The sequence below is a fragment of the Pseudomonas sp. NBRC 111138 genome (assembly GCF_001320835.1).
Classification (GTDB): domain Bacteria; phylum Pseudomonadota; class Gammaproteobacteria; order Pseudomonadales; family Pseudomonadaceae; genus Aquipseudomonas; species Aquipseudomonas paracarnis.
In genome coordinates this window covers 1-25,010 of the sequence record NZ_BCBO01000119.1, presented here as the reverse complement: position 1 = coordinate 25,010, position 25,010 = coordinate 1, and the positions used below count along the sequence as shown (strand labels likewise).

General features: G+C 61.3%; 24 protein-coding genes and 1 pseudogene. 15 read left to right on the top strand and 10 right to left on the bottom strand.

Annotation, left to right across the window (positions count from 1 at the left end; genetic code table 11):
- A partial coding sequence (locus APH41_RS21595) for a LysR family transcriptional regulator (RefSeq protein ID WP_156359079.1) occupies positions 1 to 534 on the bottom strand: 534 nt, incomplete at its 3' end.
- A gap of 94 nt (positions 535 to 628) precedes the next feature.
- On the opposite strand from APH41_RS21595, the gene APH41_RS21590 reads away from it, so the two are divergent.
- The 4 genes and pseudogenes from APH41_RS21590 to APH41_RS21575 all read left to right on the top strand — a co-directional run bounded on the left by APH41_RS21590 (position 629) and on the right by APH41_RS21575 (position 5,580).
- Positions 629 to 1,813: an MFS transporter gene (locus tag APH41_RS21590; protein WP_054921391.1), complete on the top strand. Its 1,185-nt coding sequence runs from the start codon at positions 629 to 631 to the stop codon at positions 1,811 to 1,813.
- Between the two features lie 59 nt (positions 1,814 to 1,872).
- A pseudogene (locus tag APH41_RS21585) lies at positions 1,873 to 2,354 on the top strand (VOC family protein).
- A gap of 686 nt (positions 2,355 to 3,040) precedes the next feature.
- Entirely contained in the window at positions 3,041 to 4,417 is a 1,377-nt protein-coding gene (locus APH41_RS21580; protein WP_054921390.1) for a cystathionine beta-synthase, read from the top strand.
- Positions 4,414 to 5,580, top strand: a complete 1,167-nt coding sequence (locus APH41_RS21575) for a cystathionine gamma-synthase (RefSeq protein WP_054921389.1) — start codon at positions 4,414 to 4,416, stop codon at positions 5,578 to 5,580. The genes APH41_RS21580 and APH41_RS21575 overlap by 4 nt, the downstream gene beginning before the upstream one ends.
- A 123-nt stretch (positions 5,581 to 5,703) precedes the next feature.
- Here the strand turns inward: APH41_RS21575 and APH41_RS21570 are convergent, their stop codons facing one another.
- Positions 5,704 to 7,902 carry an OsmC domain/YcaO domain-containing protein gene (locus APH41_RS21570; protein ID WP_054921386.1) on the bottom strand — a complete coding sequence of 733 codons (2,199 nt, stop codon included), beginning with the start codon at positions 7,900 to 7,902 and terminating at the stop codon, positions 5,704 to 5,706.
- Positions 7,903 to 8,066: 164 nt separating this feature from the next.
- Between APH41_RS21570 and APH41_RS21565 the strand changes: the two genes are divergently transcribed.
- A complete protein-coding gene (locus APH41_RS21565) occupies positions 8,067 to 8,645 on the top strand; it encodes a cysteine hydrolase family protein (RefSeq protein WP_054921384.1) in 579 nt (192 codons plus the stop codon).
- Positions 8,646 to 8,754: 109 nt separating this feature from the next.
- Here APH41_RS21565 and APH41_RS21560 read toward each other — a convergent pair whose 3' ends face one another.
- The 3 genes from APH41_RS21560 to APH41_RS21550 are packed head-to-tail and all read right to left on the bottom strand — an operon-like array spanning position 8,755 to position 10,470.
- A complete protein-coding gene (locus tag APH41_RS21560; protein ID WP_054921381.1) occupies positions 8,755 to 9,204 on the bottom strand; it encodes an NUDIX hydrolase in 450 nt (149 codons plus the stop codon).
- Positions 9,197 to 9,994, bottom strand: a complete 798-nt coding sequence (locus tag APH41_RS21555) for a nucleotidyltransferase domain-containing protein (protein ID WP_054921379.1) — start codon at positions 9,992 to 9,994, stop codon at positions 9,197 to 9,199. Before APH41_RS21555 ends, APH41_RS21560 begins: the two co-directional genes overlap by 8 nt.
- A complete protein-coding gene (locus tag APH41_RS21550) occupies positions 9,991 to 10,470 on the bottom strand; it encodes an ATP-binding protein (protein ID WP_054921377.1) in 480 nt (159 codons plus the stop codon). The genes APH41_RS21555 and APH41_RS21550 overlap by 4 nt, the downstream gene beginning before the upstream one ends.
- Positions 10,471 to 10,693: 223 nt before the next feature.
- On the opposite strand from APH41_RS21550, the gene APH41_RS21545 reads away from it, so the two are divergent.
- The 3 genes from APH41_RS21545 (at position 10,694) to APH41_RS21535 (ending at position 12,820) form a co-directional block, all read left to right on the top strand.
- Positions 10,694 to 11,017: a hypothetical protein gene (locus APH41_RS21545; RefSeq protein WP_054921375.1), complete on the top strand. Its 324-nt coding sequence runs from the start codon at positions 10,694 to 10,696 to the stop codon at positions 11,015 to 11,017.
- Between the two features lie 88 nt (positions 11,018 to 11,105).
- Complete coding sequence (locus APH41_RS21540) at positions 11,106 to 11,531, top strand: DUF2231 domain-containing protein (RefSeq protein WP_054921373.1); 426 nt, start codon at positions 11,106 to 11,108, stop codon at positions 11,529 to 11,531.
- Positions 11,528 to 12,820 (top strand): sorbosone dehydrogenase family protein, encoded by a 1,293-nt coding sequence (locus tag APH41_RS21535; protein ID WP_014718638.1) that lies wholly within the window; start codon positions 11,528 to 11,530, stop codon positions 12,818 to 12,820. Before APH41_RS21540 ends, APH41_RS21535 begins: the two co-directional genes overlap by 4 nt.
- Positions 12,821 to 12,850: 30 nt before the next feature.
- Here the strand turns inward: APH41_RS21535 and APH41_RS21530 are convergent, their stop codons facing one another.
- Positions 12,851 to 13,759, bottom strand: a complete 909-nt coding sequence (locus APH41_RS21530; protein WP_054921370.1) for a LysR substrate-binding domain-containing protein — start codon at positions 13,757 to 13,759, stop codon at positions 12,851 to 12,853.
- A gap of 92 nt (positions 13,760 to 13,851) precedes the next feature.
- Here APH41_RS21530 and APH41_RS21525 point away from each other — a divergent pair, with 92 nt between their 5' ends.
- Together APH41_RS21525 and APH41_RS21520 are read left to right on the top strand one after the other, a co-directional pair.
- Positions 13,852 to 14,835 (top strand): DMT family transporter, encoded by a 984-nt coding sequence (locus APH41_RS21525; protein WP_054921368.1) that lies wholly within the window; start codon positions 13,852 to 13,854, stop codon positions 14,833 to 14,835.
- Positions 14,832 to 15,677 carry an alpha/beta fold hydrolase gene (locus APH41_RS21520; RefSeq protein WP_054921365.1) on the top strand — a complete coding sequence of 282 codons (846 nt, stop codon included), beginning with the start codon at positions 14,832 to 14,834 and terminating at the stop codon, positions 15,675 to 15,677. The genes APH41_RS21525 and APH41_RS21520 overlap by 4 nt, the downstream gene beginning before the upstream one ends.
- Here the strand turns inward: APH41_RS21520 and APH41_RS21515 are convergent.
- The gene (locus APH41_RS21515; RefSeq protein ID WP_054897349.1) at positions 15,664 to 17,067 is read right to left on the bottom strand and encodes an MFS transporter; all 1,404 of its coding nucleotides are present in this window, start codon (positions 17,065 to 17,067) and stop codon (positions 15,664 to 15,666) included. The genes APH41_RS21520 and APH41_RS21515 overlap by 14 nt on opposite strands.
- A gap of 143 nt (positions 17,068 to 17,210) precedes the next feature.
- Positions 17,211 to 17,741, bottom strand: a complete 531-nt coding sequence (locus tag APH41_RS21510; protein WP_054921363.1) for a GNAT family N-acetyltransferase — start codon at positions 17,739 to 17,741, stop codon at positions 17,211 to 17,213.
- A gap of 305 nt (positions 17,742 to 18,046) precedes the next feature.
- Here APH41_RS21510 and proP point away from each other — a divergent pair, with 305 nt between their 5' ends.
- Positions 18,047 to 19,549, top strand: coding sequence for a glycine betaine/L-proline transporter ProP (gene proP / locus APH41_RS21505; RefSeq protein WP_014718644.1), 1,503 nt, complete (start codon positions 18,047 to 18,049; stop codon positions 19,547 to 19,549).
- Between the two features lie 53 nt (positions 19,550 to 19,602).
- Entirely contained in the window at positions 19,603 to 20,109 is a 507-nt protein-coding gene (locus APH41_RS21500) for a GAF domain-containing protein (RefSeq protein ID WP_020302594.1), read from the top strand.
- Here the strand turns inward: APH41_RS21500 and APH41_RS21495 are convergent.
- Complete coding sequence (locus APH41_RS21495) at positions 20,084 to 21,007, bottom strand: AraC family transcriptional regulator (protein ID WP_054921361.1); 924 nt, start codon at positions 21,005 to 21,007, stop codon at positions 20,084 to 20,086. The two genes, APH41_RS21500 and APH41_RS21495, sit on opposite strands and share 26 nt — an antisense overlap.
- A gap of 163 nt (positions 21,008 to 21,170) precedes the next feature.
- Here APH41_RS21495 and APH41_RS21490 point away from each other — a divergent pair, with 163 nt between their 5' ends.
- Positions 21,171 to 22,193 (top strand): alpha/beta hydrolase, encoded by a 1,023-nt coding sequence (locus APH41_RS21490; protein ID WP_054921359.1) that lies wholly within the window; start codon positions 21,171 to 21,173, stop codon positions 22,191 to 22,193.
- Positions 22,190 to 23,380 carry an MFS transporter gene (locus APH41_RS21485; protein ID WP_054921356.1) on the top strand — a complete coding sequence of 397 codons (1,191 nt, stop codon included), beginning with the start codon at positions 22,190 to 22,192 and terminating at the stop codon, positions 23,378 to 23,380. The genes APH41_RS21490 and APH41_RS21485 overlap by 4 nt, the downstream gene beginning before the upstream one ends.
- On the opposite strand, the gene APH41_RS21480 is transcribed toward APH41_RS21485, so the two are convergent.
- Positions 23,373 to 24,194: a helix-turn-helix domain-containing protein gene (locus APH41_RS21480; RefSeq protein WP_014718649.1), complete on the bottom strand. Its 822-nt coding sequence runs from the start codon at positions 24,192 to 24,194 to the stop codon at positions 23,373 to 23,375. The genes APH41_RS21485 and APH41_RS21480 overlap by 8 nt on opposite strands.
- Positions 24,195 to 24,296: 102 nt before the next feature.
- On the opposite strand from APH41_RS21480, the gene APH41_RS21475 reads away from it, so the two are divergent.
- On the top strand, positions 24,297 to 25,010 hold a 714-nt coding region (locus APH41_RS21475), incomplete at its 3' end, for an MFS transporter (RefSeq protein WP_156359078.1).

Below are 25,010 nucleotides of genomic sequence, written 5' to 3'. Positions count from 1 at the left end.
GCCATGCCGTGCCAGGTAGTCCGGTGAAGCAACGATAACCTGCCCGGTAGAGCCGATAAGGCGAGCAGTCAGGGGGCTGTCGGCGAGGGGGCCGAAGCGGATGGCAACGTCGGCTTGGCCGCCGAGGATGTCCACGACTTCGTCGCCGAGCATCAGGTCGACGACGATGGCGGGATAGCGGGCGCTGAAGGCGGCGATCAGGGGGACGATGGTCATGCGGCCGTGGGCCACTGCGGCGCTGACGCGCAGGCGTCCGCGTGGGGCGCCCTGGTCGGTGATGGCGTCTTCGACTTCGGCCATGTCGGCGAGGATGCGCCGGGCGCCGCGCAGGTAGGCTTCGCCTTCGGCGGTGAAGGTGATGGCGCGGGTGGTGCGCAGCAGCAGGCGAGTGCCTATGCGCTGTTCGGTGCGGGTGATGATGCGGCTGATGGCCGATGGGGTCAGCCCCAAGGCCCTGGCCGCACCCGACAGGCTGCCGTGCTCGGCGACCATAGTGAAGACTTCCATCTCTCCCGAGCGCCCGCCAATGTCCATTTGTGCCTCCTGCGCAAAGCTGTAGTTCCCAACCAAGGGCTACTGCTGCAAAAGGCAGGATTGTAGCATTTGGCTCACAGATGAGGAGTCACCCATGCGTATCAATCCCCCCCTTGTAGCATTGTCCGTCGGTGCCTTTGGCATCGGGGTCACAGAGTTTGCCCCCATGGGCATGTTGCCCGGTATCGCCGCTGATCTTGATGTTTCCATTCCCGCTGCGGGGCTGTTGGTGAGCGCCTACGCCATGGGCGTGTTGATTGGCGCGCCGATCATGACCCTGGCGACGGCCAGGGTGCCCCGCCGTTATCTGCTGATCGGGCTGATGGCGATTTTTACCCTGGGTAATTTGCTGTCGGCGCTGGCCAGCAACTACCAGACATTGATGATCGCCAGGCTGGTGACGTCGCTCAATCACGGAGCGTTCTTTGGGATTGGCTCGATCGTGGCCGCAAGCCTGGTGGCGCCCGAGAAGCGCGCGGGGGCTGTGGCGGCGATGTTCATGGGGCTGACCCTCGCAACCATTGGCGGCGTGCCTCTGGCGACTTGGTTTGGCGAGAACTTTGGTTGGCGTACCGCGTTCTGGGGCATCAGTGGGCTTGGCGCGGTGGTCATGGCGGCGCTGTGGTGGGCATTGCCCAATGCGCCGGCGCCCAAAGGCGCCGGGCTGATGGCGGAAATCCGTGTGCTGGGTCGCGGGCCTGTGCTGGCCGCGTTGGCGCTGACAGTAGTGGGCTCGAGTGCGATGTTTACGGTATTTACCTACATCGCGCCGATTCTGCGGGACGTCACCCACGCTTCGACCAACTTTGTCACCGGGATGCTGGTGCTGTTCGGAATCGGGCTCACCCTGGGCAATGTGTGGGGTGGCAAGTCAGCGGACCGCTCAGTGGACCGCACCTTGATCATCTCGCTGGTAGTGTTGATTGCCGTGCTGCTTGCCTTCTCGGTGCTCATGCAATGGCCGTTGCCCACGGCGTTGTCGATCCTGCTGTGGGGCGCTGCCAGCTTTGCCCTGGTGCCGCCGCTGCAGATGCGGGTGATGGAGGCCGCCAAAGATGCGCCCAACCTGGCTTCGGCGATGAACATCGGTGCGTTCAATTTTGGGAATGCAATTGGTGCGGCATTGGGAGGTGCAGTGATCAATGCCGGGCTCGGCTACCCGGCCATTTCCCTGGCAGGCGCACTGATGGCGGGCCTGGGCTTGCTGATGGTATTGGGGCTGAGCTGGCGTTCGCGGCGGGCCGACTCACGCGCTGGCCGGGAGGCGGTGCAAGCCTGAGTAGTGTTGCAGGTTGTTCGTCTAGACTTCATGCACCTTTCAACCCGAGGAGCCTTGCGATGAACAACAAGAATACGATCTGCCTCTGGTACAACGGCGATGCCCTGGAGGCAGCGACCTTCTACGCCAACACCTTCCCCGACAGCGAAGTAAAGGCCGTACACCGTGCGCCTGGCGACTACCCATCCGGCAAGCAGGGTGATGAGTTGACGGTTGAATTCACCGTACTGGGTATCCCCTGCGTGGGCCTCAATGGCGGCCCCTGTTCAAGCACAGTGAAGCGTTTTCCTTTCAGGTGTCTACCGAGGATCAGGAGGAAACCGACCGTTTGTGGCATGCCATCATCGACAACGGTGGGCAGGCGAGCGCTTGCGGTTGGTGCAAGGACAAGTGGGGGCTGTCGTGGCAGATCTCGCCGCGGGTGTTGGTCGATGCAGTTACCAGTAAAGATCCTGCCGTCGCCAAGCGTGCATTTGAAGCGATGATGACCATGACCAAAATCGACATCGCTGCCATCGAAGCCGCCATTGCCGGAAACTGAACGGTGGGAGCGCTCGAGCCTTGGCGAGGCCGCGATGGCGGTGGGTCAGGCAGCGTAAATGCCAACAGCACCACCGCCATCGCAGCATAGGTATCTACACAACTTTGTGGGTTGTAACAGCAGACGGCAACCACGATGCGAAGCGAGTCGCTCTTGATCTTAGGCGCCCCGTTAAACCGCGCTGGCGGATTACGGGCACACCGAGCCTAGGCGAGGTGCCGAGTGGTGGGGCAAGAGCGTTTTGCTTACTTTGGCCTGGGCCGGCATCCCGGCTTTTGCAAAGTGAGCCGCCGTCAGGGCGGAACCATCGGTGGCCGTTACCTTAATAATGGATATGTACTCGGTCAGATCCAATATCCCGGTCGGCTGGCAGACCGCCTTCGCAGGCAAGCCAGCTCCCACATTTGAATCGCGGCGCGTTAGTTAGATCGACGCCGGCTGTCAGGCCGTCACGGGAGCAAGCTCCCTCGCCACAGGTTCAGCGTCGCACCAAATTTGTGTAGATACCTATGACCATCGCAGGCAAGCCAGCTCCCACATCTGGATCGCGCGCCCTCCCCCATGCGGCAAAAAAAGTCATGCAACGGACGCCCGGTTGCGACACCGTCAATACCGGCCTATGTTCCAAGCCATGCTGTTTTTTTGCTGTCCCCCGCCCTGCGCCCATCCCGTAACCAGGAGACGACATGCCCACCCCTTCACGCCCCGCTGTACTCGAACTGATCGGCAATACCCCGCTGGTCAAGGTCAGCCGCTTCGATACCGGCCCCTGCACGCTGTTTCTCAAGCTTGAATCGCAAAACCCCGGCGGTTCCATCAAGGACCGCATCGGCCTGGCGATGATCGACGCCGCTGAACGCGACGGTCGTTTGCGCCCTGGCGGTACCATCATTGAAGCCACCGCCGGCAACACCGGCCTGGGCCTGGCGCTGGTGGGCCGGGCCAAGGGTTACCGGGTGGTGTTGGTGGTACCCGACAAGATGTCCACGGAAAAAGTGCTGCACCTCAAGGCCATGGGCGCCGAGGTGCATATCACCCGCTCCGATGTGGGCAAGGGCCATCCCGAGTATTACCAGGACGTGGCGGCACGGCTGGCCAAGGATATTCCGGGCTCGTTCTTCGCCGACCAGTTCAATAACCCGGCCAACCCCTTGGCCCACGAGACCAGCACCGCGCCGGAGATCTGGGCGCAGACCCAGCACGACGTGGACGCCATTGTGGTGGGCGTCGGCTCGGCCGGCACGCTCACCGGTTTGACGCGGTTCTTCAAGCGCGTGCAACCCGAACTGGCCATGGTGCTGTCCGACCCGGTCGGTTCGGTGATGGCCGAATACAGCCGCAGCGGCAAGCTGGAAACCCCTGGTTCCTGGGCAGTGGAAGGTATTGGCGAAGACTTCATCCCTTCGATTGCCGACCTGTCCAGCGTGCGCCACGCCTACTCCATCAGTGATGCAGACAGCTTCGACCACGCCCGCCAATTGCTCAAGGCCGAAGGCATCCTCGGCGGCTCATCCACCGGCACACTGCTCGCCGCGGCCTTGCGCTACTGCCGCGAGCAAACCGAGCCCAAGCGCGTGGTCACCTTCGTCTGCGACACCGGTACGCGCTACCTGTCGAAGGTTTACAACGACCAGTGGATGAACGACGCCGGCCTGTTGCAGTACAAGCACTACGGTGACCTGCGCGACCTGATCGCGCGCCGCTTCGAAGACGGCCGCGTGATCAGCGTAAGCCCCGACGACACCCTGCTCACCGCCTTCCAGCGCATGCGCCTGGCGGACGTGTCGCAACTGCCGGTGCTGGTCGATGGCCAGACCCTGGTGGGCGTCATCGACGAGTCCGACATCCTGCTGGGCCTGCACCACGACGCCGCAGATTTTTCCATGACCGTCGCCAGCGCCATGACCAACACCCTGCACACATTGGCCCCCAACGCCAGCCTGGCCGAACTGCAGGCTGAACTGGATCGCGGCCTGGTCGCCATCATTGCCGACGCCGCAGGCTTTCATGGCCTGATCACCCGCGTCGACCTGCTTAACCACCTACGGAGATCCCTTGCATGAGCCAGCCCGATAAAAGCGCGTTTGCCACCCGTGTGATCCACGCCGGGCAGTCACCCGACCCGACCACGGGCGCGCTGATGCCGCCGATCTACGCCAACTCCACCTACCTGCAAGACAGCCCCGGCGTGCACAAGGGGTTTGACTATGGCCGCTCCCATAACCCCACGCGTTTCGCCCTGGAACGCTGCGTGGCCGACCTTGAAGGCGGCAGCCAGGCATTTGCATTTGCCTCGGGGCTGGCGGCGATCTCCACCGTGCTGGAACTGCTGGATGCCGGCGCGCATATCGTCTCGGGCAACGACCTGTACGGCGGCACTTTCCGCCTGTTCGACAAGGTGCGCCAGCGCAGTGCCGGGCACCGTTTCAGCTATGTCGACCTCAGCGACTTGTCGGCGTTTGAAGCGTCATTGCAGGACGACACGCGCATGGTCTGGGTCGAAACCCCAAGCAACCCGCTGCTGAGCCTGACCGACCTGCGCGCCGTGGCCCGCATCTGCCGTGCCCGCGGGATTATCTGCGTGGCCGACAACACCTTTGCCAGCCCCTGGATCCAGCGCCCGCTGGAGTTGGGCTTCGACATCGTGGTGCACTCCACCACCAAATACCTCAATGGGCATTCTGATGTGATCGGTGGTATCGCTGTTGTCGGTGATAACACTGAATTGGCCGAACGCCTGGGCTTCCTGCAAAACTCCATCGGCGCCATCGCCGGGCCGTTCGATGCCTTCCTGACCCTGCGCGGGGTAAAAACCCTGGCGCTGCGCATGGAGCGCCATTGCAGCAATGCCCTGGACCTGGCCACCTGGCTGGAGCAACAGCCGCAAGTGTCACGGGTTCACTACCCGGGCCTCAAATCCCACCCACAGCACGACCTGGCGAAACAGCAGATGCGCGGCTTTGGCGGGATGATTTCAGTGGACTTGAACAGCGACTTGGCCGGCGCGACGCGCTTTCTGGAAAACGTGAAGATCTTCGCCCTGGCCGAGAGCCTGGGGGGCGTGGAAAGCCTGATCGAGCACCCGGCGATCATGACTCATGCCAGCATCCCGGCGGCGACGCGAGCGCAATTGGGGATTGGCGATGGGCTGGTGCGCTTGTCGGTGGGGGTTGAAGATGTGGAGGATTTGCGCGCCGATCTGGCGCAAGCCTTGGCCCACATCTAACTCAATTTGATCGTTCTTACGCTCCGCGTGGGAACGCATCCGGTGACGCTCTGCGTCACGCTTGGGGACGCAGAGCGTCCCTGACTGCATTCCCACGCGGAGCGTCGGAACGATCATTGTGTATCAGCCTTGGGTGATGTTGGCCCGCGCCGCATGCAGCTTCTTGTAGCTGTCGATCAAGCGCAAATGCCGGTCCAGGCCTTCCAGCTTCATGCTGGTCGGCGTCAGCCCATAAAAGCGCACACTGCCGTCAACCGAACCGATCACCGCGTCCATGCGCTCATTACCGAACATGCGCCGGAAGTTGGCCTCGTAGTCAGCCAGTTCCAGGTCATCATCCAGTTCCATCTCCAGCACCGCGTTCATCGCCTGGTAAAACAGGCCCCGCTCAACGGTGTTGTCGTTGTACTGCAGGAACATCTCTACGCATTCCTTGGCCTCTTCATACTGCTTCAGCGCCAGGAATATCAGCAGTTTCAGCTCCAGGATGGTCAACTGGCCCCACGCGGTGTTGTCGTCGAACTCAATGCCAATCAACGTAGTGATATCGGTGTAGTCGTCCAGCTCACTTTCTATCAGGCGCTCGACCAACGCCTGCAGCTCCTCCTCGCTGAGGCGGTGCAGGTTGAGGATGTCTTCGCGAAAAAACAGCGCCTTGTTGGTGTTGTCCCAGATCAGGTCATCCACCGGGTAGATTTCCGAGTAGTCCGGCACCAGGATGCGGCAGGCAGTAGCGCCCAGGTGCTCATACACCGCCATGTACGACTCTTTGCCCATGCCTTCGAGGATGCCGAACAGCGTGGCGGCTTCCTGGGCGTTGGAGTCTTCGCCCTGGCCGGAGAAGTCCCACTCGACGAATTCATAATCCGACTGGGCACTGAAGAAGCGCCACGACACTACGCCGCTGGAATCGATAAAGTGCTCGACGAAGTTGTTCGGCTCGGTGACCGCCTGGCCTTCGAAGGTCGGCTGCGGCAGATCGTTCAAGCCTTCGAAGCTACGGCCTTGCAGCAGCTCGGTGAGGCTGCGTTCCAGTGCCACTTCCAGGCTGGGGTGCGCGCCGAACGAAGCGAACACGCCGCCGGTACGCGGGTTCATCAAGGTCACGCACATCACCGGGAATTCACCGCCCAGGGACGCGTCCTTGACCAGCACCGGAAAGCCCTGGGCTTCCAGGCCTTCGATACCCGCCAGGATGCCAGGGTACTTGGCCAGCACTTCGGCGGGTACGTCCGGCAGCGCAAATTCGCCCTCGATGATTTCGCGCTTCACCGCTCGCTCGAAAATCTCCGACAGGCACTGCACCTGGGCTTCGGCCAAGGTGTTGCCAGCGCTCATGCCGTTGCTCAGGTAGAGGTTTTCGATCAGGTTGGACGGGAAATACACCACCTCGCCATCGGACTGACGCACGAACGGCAGCGAGACAATGCCACGGGCTTCGTTGCCGGAGTTGGTGTCGAACAGGTGTGAACCACGCAGCTCGCCCTCGCGGTTGTAGACTTTGAGGCTGTAGGCATCGAGGATTTCACTCGGCAGCTCATCGTTGGGGCCCGGCTGGAACCAACGTTCGTCCGGGTAATGCACGAACGGCGCGTTGGCCAGGTCCTCGCCCCAGAACTGGTCGTTGTAGAAGAAGTTGCAGTTCAGACGCTCGATGAACTCACCCAGCGCCGACGCCAGCGCGCCCTCTTTGGTCGCGCCTTTGCCGTTGGTAAAGCACATCGGCGAATGGGCGTCGCGGATATGCAGCGACCACACGTTGGGCACGATATTGCGCCACGAGGCAATCTCGATCTTCATGCCCAGGCCCGCGAGAATCGCCGACATGTTGGCGATGGTCTGCTCCAGCGGCAGATCCTTGCCGGCAATGTAGGTGCCTGCTGCGGACGTGGAGTTGGGCATCAACAGCGCCTGGGCATCGGCGTCGAGGTTCTCGACTTCCTCAATCACGAATTCCGGCCCGGCCTGCACCACCTTCTTCACGGTGCAGCGGTCGATGGAGCGCAGGATGCCTTGGCGGTCCTTGTCGGAGATATCTGTGGGCAATTCGACCTGGATCTTGAAAATCTGGTTGTAGCGGTTTTCCGGGTCGACGATGTTGTTCTGCGACAGGCGAATATTCTCGGTGGGAATATTGCGCGTCTGGCAGTACAACTTCACAAAGTACGCCGCACACAACGCCGACGAAGCCAGGAAGTAGTCGAATGGCCCCGGTGCCGAACCATCGCCCTTGTAGCGGATGGGCTGGTCGGCAATGACCGTGAAGTCATCGAACTTGGCTTCAAGCCGAAGGTTGTCGAGAAAGTTGACCTTAATTTCCATGCGGGCACACCAGAATAACGAGCTAAACAAATTGGCCGCCATTATGAAGCGTTTCGCCGGGAAGTCTCAGGGTTTTGCGTATGGGCTGCTGATCGGTGCTAACGTCCACCCTGTGGGAGCGCGTTGCTCCAGTTAGATAATGTTCACCTCTGCCAGGACAGGCCATGGAACCGATAGCGCCGAACGCCGCACTGTTGATCATCGATATGCAAAAAGGCATGGCCGATCCCACCCTTGGCGGCCGCAACAACCCAGACGCTGAGCAGCACATACAGCAATTGCTCAATGCCTGGCGCCAGGCGCAACGCCCGATCATTCATGTGCGGCATATCTCCCGCTCTGGCGCTTCGGTGTTCCGGCCAGGCCAGCCCGGCTGTGAGTTCCAGGATGCGCTGCACCCTCTGGCCCATGAGCATGTGGTGGAAAAAAACGTACCGGATGCATTCAGCGCCACGGGCCTGGAGCGCTGGCTGCACCTGCGCTCGATCCAGCAGTTGGTAATCGTCGGGGTCATCACCAACAATTCAGTGGAATCCACCGCACGCTCGGGCGGCAACCTGGGGTTCGACGTGATCGTGGCGGCGGATGCCTGTTTTACCTTCGATCAAACCGACTTGTCGGGACGGCTGTGGGCCGCAGAGGATGTGCATGCGTTGTCGCTCAGTAACCTGGCGATGGACTATGCAAGGGTGTTCAATACCGGGGAAATATTAGATCCATGTAACCCGCGATGCGCTTTTTGATGCAATGCTGCACCTGTGGCGAGGGAGCTTGCTCCCGTGACAGCCCTAAAGCCGCCGCTTACCTAAATGTCGCCCCGATTCGCCTGCCCCCATCGTTCATGGAAAACGGCTAAAACACCCCGGCATCCTCCAGCATTTGCGGCAACGCCTGCGGCCATACCGTATCGCTCGTCGCGAGCAGCGCCTCTGCCGACCACCAATGATGATCCGCCATCACCTGGGTCTCCTCTACTGTCCATTCGGCCCTGGAAAGCGCGTCGCTGGATGCATGCACAACGAAGTACCGCTCTACTGCCAACACGGTTTCACCGCTGGGTAACACCAACGGGAAACTACGCTCTGCCACGGATTCCCCAACGCTGCTGACCGTGATACCCGTCTCTTCGCGCAACTCACGAATCGCGGCGCTGTGAAAGCTCTCCCCCGCCTCCACGCCACCGCCCGGCGTGGCCCAGTAATCCTGGCCGGCCAGGGCGCCGTCGTTATGCACGAAGCGAAACAGCAACACTTGCTGTGCAGGGTTGATGACCAGTAATCGTGCGGCTTTGCGTTCACGCATCTGATTGATTCCTTTCTATGAGGGCCGAAACCATCCAGCTCAGAAACGCCCGTAGGCGTGTCGTAAATGCCTCGCCCTCGGCGCTCGGGTTGCGTGCTTCAAACAGGAAGTAGGCGATTTGCACGCGCATGGTCGGGTAATGCTGAACGAACAGCCCGACGTAGTCTTCCAGGGTTTGCGGCCAGGTTTGCGCATCCTCGGCTCGCAGGGTGTGGGTAGCGCGGATCAAGGCCCGCGATGCTTCCCGCTGCAGGTCAAGCCGTGTGCGTTCAGTACTGGCCTGTTCGATGCGCAACAGGTACGCCGTGAGCGCCTGTTCAAAATCGCCGTTGACCGCCAGGGCGATGGCACGGGACGGGCGAAACGGTTCGACGTGCAGTGACAGGTCTTCGCCCCAGAGACAGCGGCAATGATGTTTGAGCCAGAAGCCCCAACTGTTTAGGTTTTCAGGCGCCAACACTTGGGCGCGGTGGCCGATGTCGAAGTCGATCTTGGTGACGCTCGGATGCCGTTGCTCCAAAGCGAGTCGGGCCGACTCCAATTGTTCAAGCACCGGCGCATTCGGTGGTTCGACCAGTATCAGGGAAAGGTCAAGATCAGAAATGCCGATCTCACCTTCGCCCCGTGCGATGCTGCCATACAGGTAGATCCCGTGCAGCCCCAGCTCAGGCCGGGACAAGGTAGCGCAGATGTCCGTCAGCAGGGGCTGGAACTCGGGTTGTATAGGCCCATCAGCGACGGTAAGGATATAGCCGTCGGCATCGATGCCTGCAGGTTTTTGGGTAGTCACGGGCGATGTATCTCAATCACCAACCCTTCCTCTTCCCTCGGCACACTGAAATGGCGAGTGATCAGGTCAAACTCGGCATCAGTGGCGGCAAAATCATGGTCACCTCGGGCATTGCGCGCATGCAGGCGCGCACGACAGGTGGCATCGTCCAGCTCCAGGTAATGCAGGCAGTGCGGCACCTTGGCTGCCTGGGCCAGGCCGAGTAACCATTGACGATTGGCGAGGGTATTGGCCGGAAAATCCAGCACCACATTGACGCCGCACGCCAACAGATCGATCACCAGCGGCTCAAGTACTCCACGAACCTGCTGGGCACAGCGCAGGTAGTCGGCAATGCTCTGGATCTGACCAGGGTAGAGACTGGCCAGCCACTGGTCTTCGCTGAGCACAATGGCTGCGTGCTCGGTGGCGAGGGTCTTGGCGAGTGTGGACTTGCCGGAGGCGATCTTGCCGCATAACAGGTGCAGGGTTGGCATAAAACGATTCCTTGGAGGAGCCCAACAGGATGAGTCATGCAGGCATTATCGTAAACACATCCAGTTGAATCCTCGTTCCCGAGCGAGGTCACTTATCAGGAGACGACAACGCAATTGGAGGTGGTGATGAACCTTGCAATGACACTCTTCAGTCTGTTTGCCGGTTGGATGGCGATTGTGATTTCGATGCTATGGGGTGTGCTGCGAGTGCTGCGCTGGCACCATGCTTAGCACCCGGGACGGTCGCTACTTTGTGGTCAAGGGGCAGCTGTGGCGCTGTACCAATCCGGCGCTGGATGAAGCGACGCGCCAATACTGGGTCAATGAATTGATGGATGCACGCCGGGCGGTCAAGTCAGCCAAGGGCAGCGCCGACCCCGAAGCCTTGAACGCCGCCCGGCAACGGGTGCAGCGTGCCAAGGTGGCATTGGGCGAGCGTGGCCCTGTGTGGTGGGGCGATGGCAGCCCGGATTACAACCGCCGCCAGGTCAAAAATACGCCCTATTGGGCATGGTTCGAGAAACACCTCGACACGCCATCCCAGTGAACTTTCTTACAAGTGCCATGCTCCTTTCCTATGCGAAGTCAGCGCGCCCTGAGCCCAGGGTGCAGAACGATAAGGAGCCGCCACCAACATGACTACCCTCTCCACTTACCCCGTCGTCAGGCCTGGGCCGTTGCATGGCACTTTGCTTGCCGGCACCGTGCCGTTGTTTCTCGGGGCCTTGCTCAGTGATATCGCCTACGGCCAGACCTACCAGATCCAATGGGCCAACTTTGCTTCCTGGCTGATCGCCGGGGCGCTGGTGTTCTGTGGTTTTGCCCTGCTGTTTGCACTGGTCAACCTGGTGCGCGCCGAACACAAGGGCGGGCGCCCGGTGGCGTACTTCCTGCTGTTGCTGGGCACTTGGGTGCTGGGGCTGGTGAACGCCTTTCAACATGCCAAGGATGCCTACGCCATGATGCCTGCTGGCCTGGTGCTGTCGGCGATCGTCACCGTGCTGGCGATTGTCGCCACCTGGATCGGCTTGACCAACCTGCGCTCAGGAGCTGCCCGATGAAACCACTCAACACACTGACCCTGCTCAGCGCCGCCCTGTTGCTGAGTGCCTGTGGCGGCGAAGGTGACAAGACCCAGGCGCGCGGCCCTGACCCCAAGCTGCCCGAACAACAAAGCAGCCTGTTGCCGAGCATGAAGATTGCCGAGCCCACGCCGTGGGGCGATCAAAAGCCCAAGGTGCCCGAAGGCTACAGCGTCACCGCCATCGCCACCGACCTTGCGATCCCGCGCCAGACCCTGGTGCTGCCCAACGGCGATATCCTGGTGGCCGAAGGCCGTGGCGGCAGTGCGGCCAAACTCAAGCCCAAGGACGTGATCGCCAGTGTGATCAAGGCCCAGGGCAACACCAAGGTCAAGGGCGGCAACCGCATTACGCTGCTGCGTGACGCCGACGGTGACGGCACCTATGAACTCAAGACGGTATTCGCCGACAACCTCAACGCTCCCTACGGGCTGGCATTCGCCGACGGCAAACTGTACGTGGCCAACCAGGACGCACTGGTGCGCTTTGACTACGCCGACGGCCAAACCAAGGCCAGCGCCCCGCCCGTCAAAGTCACCGACCTGCCGGCGCAGATCAACCATCACTGGACCAAGTCATTGGCCGTCAGTGACGACGGGCGTCAGCTGTACGTGGGCATCGGTTCCAACAGCAACATCACCGAACGCGGCATGGAAGTGGAGATCGACCGCGCAATGGTCTGGCAGATCGATGCCGCCACCGGCGCGCATAAGCCCTACGCTACGGGCCTGCGCAATCCGACGGCGCTGACCATCCAACCGGGCTCAGGGCAACTGTGGACCGTGGTCAACGAGCGCGATGAACTCGGCCCCGACTTGGTGCCAGACTACCTGACGTCGGTGCGTGAAGGTGCCTTCTACGGCTGGCCCTACAGCTACTGGGGCCAGAACGTCGACCCTCGCGCACAACCGCAAAACCCGGCCAAGGTGGCTGCGGCGATCAAACCCGATTACAGCCTGGGCTCCCATGTGGCCGCGCTGGGCGTGGATTTCTCCATCCCTGCCATGGGTGAAAAATTCGCTGACGGCGCGTTTGTCGGCGAGCACGGCAGTTGGAACCGTGACAACCCAGTGGGCTACAAGGTGATCTTCGTACCGTTCAGCAACGGCAAACCGGCGGGCGAGCCCATCGACTTTGCCACCGGCTTCCGCGGCGACGATGGCAAGACCCGTGGGCGTCCAGTGGGGGTGACGGTGGACCCCAAAGGCGCGCTGATCATTGCCGACGACCTGGCCAATACGATTTGGCGCGTCACGCGTAACCAATAACCGCAGATGACAGGGGCAGCGACGCCCCTGTCAGCCGTCACTTTGCAATTGTGCGTCAAGCCAGGCCAACAACGCCGTGACCTCCTCCCGACTGCCCGCCCCTTGCTGCCTGTAGACCGAAATAGCCTCGGGCAAAAACACGCTTTCTGCGCAGGGCCGCACCAGCGCCCCACTCTCAATCAGCCGGCTTGCGGTACGACGCCAACCCATGGCGATACCGTGCCCTTCCACGGCGGCTTGCAACATCAGCGGGTAACTGTCGAAGGTGGCACTGCGTGCATCCCTGGCCAGCGTGTGGCCGAACATCTGCAGCCACTCATCCCACTCCATCAAATGCGGAGGCTCGGAGCTGTGGTGCAGAAATGTGCAGGGCTTTAATTCAGCCAGTGATAACGGTTGTTCCGGGCAGAGGTAGCTGGGGCTGCACACCGGGAACACCTCGTCGGAGGCGGTGAACATCAGCGTATGGCTGCCACTGGCGCGCCGGGTACTTTGCAGGGCCACATCGAAATGCCCGTCGAACTGGGTGATCGGCCGCGTGCAGGTCACCACCTGGATCTCGATCTGCGGGTATTGCTGGTGGAAGGTCGCCAGGCGCGGCATCAACCAATAGAACGCCTCGCATAGCTGGCATAGCAGTACCACGCGATTTCGCTGGGGCGATGTTCTCAGGCTGACCGCGCCCTCACTGATGCTGTGCAAGGCCAGGCTGACCACCCGCCCCAGCTCACGCCCTTCTTGCGTCAGGAACACCCCACGGTTGCGCCGACAAAACAGCTTGACCCCCAGGTTGTCCTCCAGCCCGCGGATCTGCCGACTGACCGCTGCCTGGGTGATGTGCAATTCATCGGCCGCCTTGGAGAAACTCTCCAGGCGCGCCGCCGCTTCAAACGGCAGGAGGCTGGCCAGAGGCGGTAAGGTTTTGCCAAGTGCATTCATAATCTGTGGTTATGCATCCAAGGCTGAAAACTTGTTTGTAGCACACCCGCCGCGCTGGGCACCATGAATCTCTCACTTCATGGATCAGCCTGATGACCAGCGCCCGCACCTCACTCTTTACCGGTGTGATATTTGCCGTTGTCGCCACCCTTGGCTGGGCGCTGAACTTCATTGCGCCCTACGTCACCGGCGTCTACAGCCTCTACGACTTGATGGCCGTACGGTTTCTGATGGCCGGTGGGCTGGGTCTCGTCTGGATCATGGTGTGCAGGGCGCAATTGAGTGTACTCAGCACCGGCCAGTGCGTACTGGCGGCAGCACTGGGCGCACTGGGTTGCCTCGGTTATGGCGCGTGCATTGCTGCCGGCGTGAAGTTCGGCGGCCCGGTGCTGACGCCAGCGTTTGTCGGCATGGTCCCGGTGCTACTGGCGTTGATAGGCAACGCCAGTCACAAGACCCTGCAATGGCGCCAGTTGGTGATGCCGTTGTCCTGCCTCACCATGGAGCTGTTGCTGGCCACGGTCAGCAGCCTCCAACTGCCCGCCTCCGGCACCGGTTCCTGGCTGGCGGCTTTGTGCTTCTCCCTGGGCGCAGTGGCCTTGTGGCTGGGGTTCAGCGTCATCAATCAACAGCAACTGGCGCGCCTGCCAGCCAGCGCAACCGGTCTGTGGACTGCCCTGATGCTGGTAGGCGCAGGCGGCGCGGCGCTGTGCCTGCTGCCATGGCTATACGCGCTGGGCTTGTTCCGGTTGCCGACCCTTGGCGCGGCTTGGAGCCAGGCATGGCCGCTGTATGCCTGGAGCCTGGGCATCGCGGTGATGTCCACGGTGGTCGGCGCCTGGGCCTGGAATGCGGCAACGCGGCGCCTGCCCATGGTACTGAGCGGTCAGTTGATTGCCCTGGAATCACTCTTCGCCAGCCTGCTCGGTCTAGGCTTTCACCAGCGCTGGCCGACGCCAATGGAAGCCGTGGGCCTGGCTGCCGTGCTCGTCGGCGTGGTCATGGCGGTTCGTATCCTTCTGGCTCAGGCAAAACCCGCCACAACCCATCAGACCTTAGGGGAGACTCAACCATGACCCATTCAAACGACGCACTGGCACTCCCCCACACCTTTGACTTTCGCACTCGAGCCGTGCGCTGGGGCCAACTGGGTACCCAGGGGCCGGCGCTGGTGATGGTGCATGGCACGCCGTTCTCCTCCCATGTGTGGCGGCGTATCGCGCCCTTGTTCGCCCAGCAGTACCGCGTGTTCTATTACGACCTGCTTGGCTATGGCCAGTCTGAACAGGCGCCGGGCCAGGACGTGTCCCTGGGCGTGCAAAACCTGTTGCTCGCCGCCCTGCTACACCATTGGGGCCTGGAACGTCCTCATGTGCTGGCCCATGACTTTGGCGGCGCCACGGCGCTGCGTGCGCATCTGCTCGATGGCTGCGACTATGCCAGCCTGACCTTGATCGACCCCGTCGCCATGGCGCCCTGGGGTTCGCCGCTGGTGCAGCATGTGCGCCGCCATGAACAGGCCTTCAGCGACGCGCCGGCCTATATCCATGAGGCGATTGTGCGTGCCTATCTACAGGGCGCCGCCTTCACGCCGCTACCTGCCGAGGTGCTGCTCGCCTACGTCACACCCTGGACAGGTGAGATTGGCCAGCCCGCCTTCTATCGCCAGATTGCGCAAATGGACCAGCGCTATACCGACCAGATTGAAGACCGGCTCACCGGGCTGCGTTGCCCGGTGCAATTGCTCTGGGGAGAGGAGGACCAATGGATCAACGTGGCACAAGGCGACGCGCTCGCAGATAGATTAGGTGCACGCTACCTGCGCGTCCCGCGTGCGGGGCATCTGGTGCAAGAGGACGCGCCCGAGGTCATCGTCGCTGCCTTGATGACCTTTCTAGCTAGCGTCACAGATCAGTGATTTCCTTGTGGCGCGGCACCAGCGTCTTCATCACGCTCCAGGCCACCAGGTAAGCCAGGGCGCAGATGGCAAACATGATCATGTAGCCGGTATGGATGTCGTTGATGGACTTGTAATAGTCGAACACCCAGCCACCGATCTTGGTCATGAGCACGCCACCCAGGCCACCGGCCATGCCGCCAATGCCGACCACCGAGGCCACGGTTTTCTGCGGGAACATATCGGACACGGTGGTGAAAATGTTGCATGACCACGCCTGGTGTGCCGAAGCGCCCACACCGATCAGCAGCACCGGCACCCAGAAGCTGAGGTAACCCAACGGCTGCGCCAGCAACACCACCAGCGGGAACAGCGCAATCACCAGCATGGCTTTCATGCGCCCGTCATAGGGGGCATCGCCGCGCGCCATGAAGTAGCTGGGGAACCAGCCGCCGCCAATACTGCCGACCATGGTCATGCTGTACAGCACCGCCAGCGGCATCACGATATCGGCGCCTTTCATGCCGTATTGGGCAGACAGGTAGGTGGGCAACCAGAACAGGAAAAACCACCACACGCCGTCGGTCATGAACTTGCCGAAGGCAAACGCCCAGGTCTGGCGGTAGGTCAATAGTTTGAACCAGGAGACTTTCTTCCCTGCGGTGCCCGTCGGTGCCGGGGTAAATGGTTGTACGGTCTGGTCGCTACGGATGTAGGCCAGTTCCTCAGGTGACAGGCGTTTTTGCTGTTCCGGTTTTTCATACACGGCGGCCCACACGGCAACCCAGACAAAACCCAGCATACCGATGACCATAAACGCCGCCTCCCAGCCCCACATGCCAGCAATCAAGGGGACACAGATGGGCGCCAGAATCGCGCCGACGTTGGCGCCGGAATTGAAGATGCCGGTGGCCAGGGAGCGTTCTTTCTTGGGGAAATATTCGGCAGTGGCCTTGATCGCGATCGGGAAGTTACCCGCTTCGCCAATCGCCAACACAGCCCTTGAGAGCATGAAACCGGCAATGGACACCGGGATCACCGCCAGGCCAATGGCACCACTGACCGCCGCGATGCCCTCGCCCATCGGCACCGAAAACGCATGCATGATCGCGCCAGTGGACCAGATGCCAATGGCTACCACATAGGCGGCCTTGGTGCCGATCCTGTCGACGAAGCGCCCGGCAAACAGCATGGAAATGGCGTAGACAAACTGGAACACCGCCGCGATGTTGGCGTAATCGGTGTTGCTCCAGCCAAACTGCGTTGACAGTTGCGGTGCCAAGAGGCTGAGCACCTGGCGGTCGAGGTAATTGACCGTGGTCGCGAAAAACAACATCGCGCAGATCGTCCAGCGATAGCTGCCGACCGCCTGGCCGACACGAAGGGCACTGATGGGCTCGTTCAGATTCATGGCATCACTTTTTATTTTTGTTAGGTAGGACATATGTAACGTCATATGTCGTCGTACAACTGCGGGTTTTATAGCGAGACGCCCGCGCAGTGTCAATCGCAAAGATTGCCGCTTATCCAGGAATTACGTGAATTCGAAAAATGTCAGTGCTGTGCAGTTGTAGGACGACAAACCCTGAGCACTAGGCTGGGCGCTTGACCGGGGACATCATCCAGCAGGCCAAAGCGTTGCATGCCGAGCTTCTCCAATACGCGGATCGACGCAGCATGATCGGGCCGCACTAACCCGAAGACTTCCGGTAGCGATAGCGTGTCGAACGCGAGCGCCAGGGCGTCACGACCCAGCTCAGTGGCATACCCCTGCCCCCAGGCCTCCACGGCCAGACGATAGCCAAGGTTGATGCGCCGCTGCGTCAGGTAATTAAGGGGCGCGATGCCGCCAAACCCGATGATGTGGTCGGGGGTCTCTTTGCGGGCAATCGCCCACCAGCCGTAGCCCTGGGAAGCCCATTGCTCCAGCCAGTGATCCAAGAGCCGTTGTGCCGCCCCCAGGTTGGGCAGCGGGCCGGCAGGATTGAACAGGTTGGTCTGTGGATCGCCGAAGATCGCGAACAATCGCTGAACGTCTGCGGGTCGTGGTTGGCGGTAGGTAAGGCGTGAATGACTGCTTGGCATTTAAATGACTTCCCTGTTTTGCCTGACTGACAATGCCTCCCCTTGTGGGAGCGGGCTTGCCCGCGAAAGCGGAGTGCCAGTCACTGAATCTTTAACTGAACCACCGCTTTCGCAGGCAAGCCAGCTCCCACATTTGATCTGTTTTGCCGGTAGCTATGCATCGGCCTTCAGAACCATGCATTTTTACCCATGCGAGAAAAAATACACAAAGCGGTGAATTATTTCGTGTCCACTTGTATCTGAACTGACAGAGCGGTGCCATCGTAGCGATGGCACCTCCCCTGTTCAGCTTTTGAGTGGCCCGCATGAAACTACGTAAAAAACGCGTCAAACCCATCGGATTGAAAGACATCACCATTGTCGACGACAACAAGATGCGCAAGGCGATCACCGCCGCCGCACTTGGCAATGCCATGGAATGGTTCGACTTTGGCGTCTATGGCTTTGTCGCCTATGTGCTGGGCAAGGTGTTCTTCCCCGACGCTTCCCCCAGCGTGCAGATGATCGCAGCACTGGCCACCTTCTCCGTACCTTTCCTGATTCGCCCGCTGGGCGGCCTGTTCTTCGGCGCACTGGGCGATAAGTACGGGCGGCAAAAAGTCCTGGCCGCCACCATCGTGATCATGTCCTTGAGCACCTTTGCCATCGGCTTGATCCCCGGCTATGCCTCCATTGGCATCTGGGCCCCGATCCTGTTGCTGCTGTGCAAAATGGCCCAGGGTTTCTCGGTGGGCGGCGAGTACACCGGCGCGTCGATTTTCGTGGCTGAATACGCGCCCGACCGCAAGCGCGGCTTCCTGGGCAGTTGGCTGGACTTCGGCTCCATCGCCGGTTTCGTGCTCGGCGCGGGTGTGGTGGTGTTGATCTCCACCGTGCTCGGTGAAGCCGAATTCGAGGCCTGGGGCTGGCGCCTGCCGTTCTTCCTCGCCCTGCCCCTGGGCATCATCGGCCTGTACCTGCGCCACGCGCTGGAAGAGACCCCGGCGTTTCAACAGCATGTCGACAAACTCGAACAGGGTGACCGCGAAGGCTTGAGCCACGGCCCTAAAGTCTCGTTCAAGGAAATCGCCACCAAGCACTGGCGCAGCCTGCTGACCTGCATCGGTATCGTCGCGGCCACCAACGTGACCTACTACATGCTACTCACCTACATGCCGAGCTACCTGTCCCACAACCTGCACTATGCCGAAAACAGCGGCGTGCTGATCATCATCGCGATCATGGTCGGCATGTTGTTCGTGCAACCGTTCATTGGTTTTGTCAGCGACAAGATCGGCCGCAAGCCGTTCATCATCGCCGGCAGCATCGGCCTGCTGTTCCTGTCGATTCCGGCCTTCATGCTGATCACCAGCGGCAAGACCGGCCTGATTTTCGGCGGCCTGTTGATTCTGGCGGTGGTGCTGAACTTCTTTATCGGCGTGATGGCGTCGACCTTGCCAGCAATGTTCCCCACCCATCTGCGCTACAGCGCCCTGGCCAGTGCGTTCAACGTCTCGGTACTGATCGCCGGTGTTACGCCGACCGCCGTGGCCTGGCTGGTGGAGAGCACCAACGACCTGTACATGCCCGCCTATTACCTGATGGTGTTTGCAGTGGTGGGCCTGATCACGGGCCTGACCATGAAGGAAACCGCCAACAAGCCCCTGCGTGGCGCGGCCCCGGCGGCTTCCGACATGGAAGAAGCCAAGGAGCTGCTGCAGGAGCATCACGACAATATCGAGCAGAAAATCGAAGACATCGATGCCGAGATTGCCGCGCTGCAAACCAAGCGGGAAAACCTGGTACAGCAACACCCGCGCATCAACTAATAACCTGACTGTGCGTGGTCGCGGCCTGCGACCACGCCATTGGAGCGTTCAGCATGGTTTCAAGCGTCACCGCCGCACACAGGTTACTCAGCGCAGACGAGCGCGCCGCCATTGCCGAAATTGAAGCAACTACCAACATCCTCAAGCTGGTCACTCGTCTGACCGGGATGAGATTCGCCGGCATCGCCAAGTTCACCGACCAGGAATGGGTGGTGTGTTCGGCCTACGACCCGCTGCAAATGGGCATCAACGTCGACGACGTACTCGACCTTGAAACCACCCTGTGCAGTGAGTTCTGCATCAACCCACACACCCTGTTCATCCCCCAGATCAGCCAGAACGGCCGTTTCGCGTCACGCCCGGTGGTCAAGCAATACGCCATCGAAAGCTACGCCGGTGCGCCGATCTTTCTGCCCGATGGCCGCCTGTTCGGGGCGCTGTGTGCGCTGGACTCACGGGCCATGCTGTTCGACGACCCGAACCTGCCGGAAACCCTGAGCCTGTTCGCACGGCTGATTGGCTGCATCTTCTACGCTAATCTGACCCCGGCGGATCACTGACACCTGCCCTGCCCCGCAGTGTCGCCATATCACGCTTGGGCGGCACCCCGAACAGCCGGCTGTACTCACGGCTGAATTGCGACGGGCTCTCATACCCAACTTTGAACGCGGCACTGGAGACATCCTGGTGCTCGTTCAACATCAATCGTCGTGCTTCATTCAGACGCAGCCATTTCTGGTATTGCAGCGGGCTCATCGCGGTCAGTTGCCGGAAGTGATGGTGAAAGGTCGCCGCGCTCATTTGCACCCGCGCTGCCAGCTCTTCCACACGCAGGGCCGCATCGAAATTCAACTTCAGCCAGTCGATCGCCTTGGCAATTCGATAGCCCTGCCCGTCCACCGAGCAGATCTGGCGCAGTCGGCCGGCCTGGTCGCTTTTCAATAGCCGGTAATGAATCTCGCGCTGGATCAATGGCGCGAGTACCGGGATAGCCTCGGGTTCATCCAGCAACGCCACCAGGCGCGCGAATGCGGCCAGCATGCCGTCGGTGACCGTGCCGATCCCCACGCCCTTCATGACCGCGCGCTCACGCACCGGTGGCAAGCCACCCTGGGCGATCAGCTCGGCGAGCATGCGCAGGTCCAGCTTGAACGTCAGCCCCAGGCACGGCTGCTCGGGGCTGGCCGCCAGCACCTCGGAATTGGCCGGAATGTCCAGCGACGTCACCAGGAACCGGGAAGTGTCGTAGGGGTAGCCCTCGCCACCGACCCACAACTGCTTCTCGCCCTGGGCCACCAGCACGATGCACGGCTCAACCATGCAGACCACCGGCGCAGCGGGTTGCTCACGCCGATAAAAGCCCAGGCCGGGGATCGGCATGGCGTAGTCGCCGGGCGACGGCATGCGCGAACCAATCGACTGGATCAGCGCGTTCAATGGGGTGGGAGTGGATGTCATGACAGACCCTTTCAATGCTTCATTGCACTTTACCCGCGCAAGTCATGGGCGTCGTCATCTGGCACTGAAACTCAGAGGATCAGGCAAGTAATCCACTCAAATGCACTACAGAAGCCCTACCGTCACCCGGAAAATGTGCTGACACTTCACGAGGAACACCCCTATGAAACGCCTCTTGCTCGCCCTGGGTTTGTTGGTGACTTCTCTTTCTTCATTTGGAGCCGATATGTCTAACGGTGCGGATAACTTCTACAGCAGCGACACAGTGACGGCCGAACCTGTCACCTTCAACAATCAATACGGCATGCAGGTCGCAGGCACGCTGTTCGTGCCCAAGCACCTTGCCCCAGGCTCAAAGCACGCAGCCCTGGTCGTCGGCCACCCGATGGGCGCCGTCAAAGAGCAAAGCGCCAACCTCTACGCCACCAAAATGGCTGAACAGGGTTTCGTGACCCTGTCCCTGGACCTGTCGTTCTGGGGCCAAAGCGCCGGCACACCACGCAACGCGGTGTTGCCCGACCTCTACGTGGAAGACTTCAGCGCCGCCGTGGACTTTCTCGGCACTCGCCCACAGGTCGACCGGGAACGCATCGGTGCCATCGGCATTTGTGGCAGCGGCAGTTTTGTGATCAGTGCTGCGAAGATCGATCCGCGTCTCAAGGCAATCGCCACCGTCAGCATGTACGACATGGGCGCGGCCAACCGCAATGGCCTCAAGCACGGCATGACCTTGCAACAGCGCCAGCAGATCCTGCGCCAGGCCGCCAACCAGCGCTATGTAGAGTTCCAGGGCGGCGAGACCCTCTACACCGGTGGCACGCCGCAGAGCCTTACCGGCGACCCGGTCGGCGACGAGTTCTACGACTTCTACCGCACCCCCCGCGGCGAAGTCACCCCGGCAGGCGCCTCATCGCAGACCACCACCCGGCCGACGCTCACCAGTAACGTCAAGTTCATGAACTTCTACCCCTTCAACGATATCGAGACGATCTCGCCGCGCCCACTGCTGCTGATTACCGGGGCCAACGCGCACTCCCGTGAATTCAGTGAAGACGCCTATCAACGCGCCGCCGAGCCCAAGCAATTGCTGATCATCCCCAACGCCGGCCATGTAGACCTGTACGACCGCGTCGAACTGATCCCGTTTGACACGCTCACCACCTTCTTCCAGAGCCACTTGCAGTGAGGTCCGTTACCCCTCAACCGCAACGCTGGGGCGCGGTGCTGGCGATGTCGCTCGCGGCGTTTGCCTTGGTCGCCTCCGAGTTCATGCCGGTCAGCCTGCTCACACCGCTGGCCGCTGACTTGCACATCACTGAAGGCCAGGCCGGCCAGGGCATTTCCGTGTCCGGGGTGTTTGCCTTGCTCACCAGCCTGGTGATCGCGGCGGTTGCCGCGCGGATGGATCGCAAGCGCCTGCTGATGGCCCTGACCCTGCTGATGATCGTCTCTGGCAGCGTGGTGGCGTTCGCACCGAATTACGCGGTGTTCATGCTCGGGCGCGCGTTGATTGGAGTGGCGATTGGCGGCTTCTGGTCACTGTCGGCGGCCACGGCAATGCGCCTGGTCGAGCCCGCCCAAGTGCCACGGGCCTTGGCTATCGTCAACGGTGGCAACGCCCTGGCGACGGTGATCGCGGCGCCGCTGGGCAGCTTTCTTGGCGGCCTGATTGGCTGGCGCGGCGCATTCTTTTGCGTGGTGCCAGTGGCCGTGATTGCGCTGGCCTGGCTGTGGCTGAGCTTGCCGGCGCTCAAGCACAGCGGCACGGCGGCCACCGGCAATGCGCTGCGCCTGCTGAAAAACTCCAAGGTGGCCTTGGGCATGTGCGCCGTCAGCCTGTTCTTCATGGGCCAGTTCATGCTGTTCACTTACTTGCGGCCGTTCCTGGAAGGCGTGACCCGGGTCGAGGTGTCCATCCTGTCGCTGATGCTGCTGGTGCTCGGCCTGGCCGGCCTGGCGGGTACGGTGTTGATTGAGCATTTGCTCAAGCGTCACCTGTACCCGACGCTGATTGCCATTCCGTTGATCATGGCCGGCATTGCCCTTGCGCTGGTGGGGTTCGGCGGTTCAGCGATTGTCACCACCCTGCTGTTGGGCTGCTGGGGCCTGGTAGCGACAGCTGCTCCGGTTGGCTGGTGGACATGGCTGGCACGCACCTTGCCCGACGACGCTGAGGCCGGCGGGGGGTTGATGGTCGCCATCATCCAGTTGGCGATTGCCGCCGGTGCCACCGTCGGTGGCGTGGCATTCGACTTGAGCGGCTACCGGGCCACCTTCGAGTTGAGCGCCGCCTTGCTGGTAGTCGCCACGCTGCTGGCTTACCTGGCATCCCGCCGCCCTGCTCATGCGCGCATGGCGAGCGACGCTACTTGAAAAAATGACTCGGCGTTTTACCAAACTGTTTCTTGAACATGCTGGTAAAAGCGCTGGGGCTTTCGTAGCCCAATTCAAACGCCACATCAATGATCTTCTCCCCCACCGCAATGCGCTCCAGCGCCAGCAGCAACCGCGCCTGCTGGCGCCATTGGCCGAAGGTCATGCCGGTTTCCTTGCGGAACAGGCGCTGGATGGTGGTCTGGTCCAATCCCAACCGCGCACTCCAGTCGGCCACGGTGGAGGCATCACTCGGTTCATCCTGCAACGCCAGGCAGATCGGGCTCAGGCGCGGGTCGGCAGGCTGGGGCAGCGACAGCGGCAAGGCCGGGAGAATGGCCAGTTCGTCAAGAATCAGGTGCATGATCCGCGCGTCGCGTGAATCCTCGGCATACGGCGGTTTCAAGCTCACCGAGGCCTTGATCAGTTCACTCAGCAGCGGCGAAACCGTCACCGTCTTGGGCTCGGCCGGCAGGTTAGGGAAACTGTCGGGGCGCACGAACACGCTGCGCATCTTCAGCGTACCCACGCAGCGCAGTGAGTGAACTTGACCGCAAGGCATCCAGAAGCCACGATTGGGCGGCACCGTCCATTGCCTCAGGGCCGAATACACCACCATCACACCGCCAATGGCGTACAGCAGTTGGTGCTTGTTGTGGCTGTGTTCGGGGATCACCCAGTTTTCGGGGTAATCGGTGGCCGAACTGATGACGGCCCAGTCGCCCTCATCGATCTCTCGCAGAAATTTATCCAGTGATTTGATCATTTCGCCCTTTTTGCGATGGTTTCTGCCCGAATTGCGCGAGACAGGCATTGGCGCCGAATCTAGCATAAACGCCGAGTCCAGATGGAGTGGCGGTTCACATCACCGCCGCCCGCCTCCACGCCTGTCAGCTGCCTTGTACGGAATGCCCGCATGTCCACAGTCACAGCGTCACCCGCCGCACCTTCGACCAGCCCGCAAGTAAGCCCCTTAGTCATGCGCGTCCTGGGCGCCTGTGCCCTCGCGCACCTGATCAATGACTTGATCCAGGCTGTGCTGCCATCGATCTACCCGATGCTCAAGGCCAACTACGGCCTGAGCTTCACCCAGGTCGGCCTGATCACCCTGACCTTCCAGTTGACCGCCTCCCTGCTACAACCGTGGATCGGCTACCACACCGACCGCCACCCCAAACCCTGGTTATTACCAGCGGGCATGGTGTGCACCTTGATCGGCATCCTGATGCTGGCCTTTGTCGGCAACTTCCCGGCGATATTGCTCGCGGCGGCGCTGGTGGGTGTGGGCTCATCGACCTTCCACCCGGAAACCTCCCGCGTCGCACGCCTGGCTTCCGGTGGGCGCTACGGCCTGGCGCAATCGACCTTCCAGGTCGGCGGCAACACCGGTAGCGCTTTCGGCCCGTTGCTGGCGGCGGCGATCATCATTCCCTACGGCCAAAGCCACATTGCCTGGTTCGGCCTGTTTGCGGTGTTCGCCATCCTGGTGCTGTACGGTTTGAGCCGCTGGTACCGCCACCACCTCAACCTGTTCAAGCTCAAGCAAGGCAGCCAGGCGACCCACGGTTTGTCCAAAGGCCGCGTGACATTCGCCCTGGTGGTACTGGCTGTGCTGGTGTTCTCCAAATAC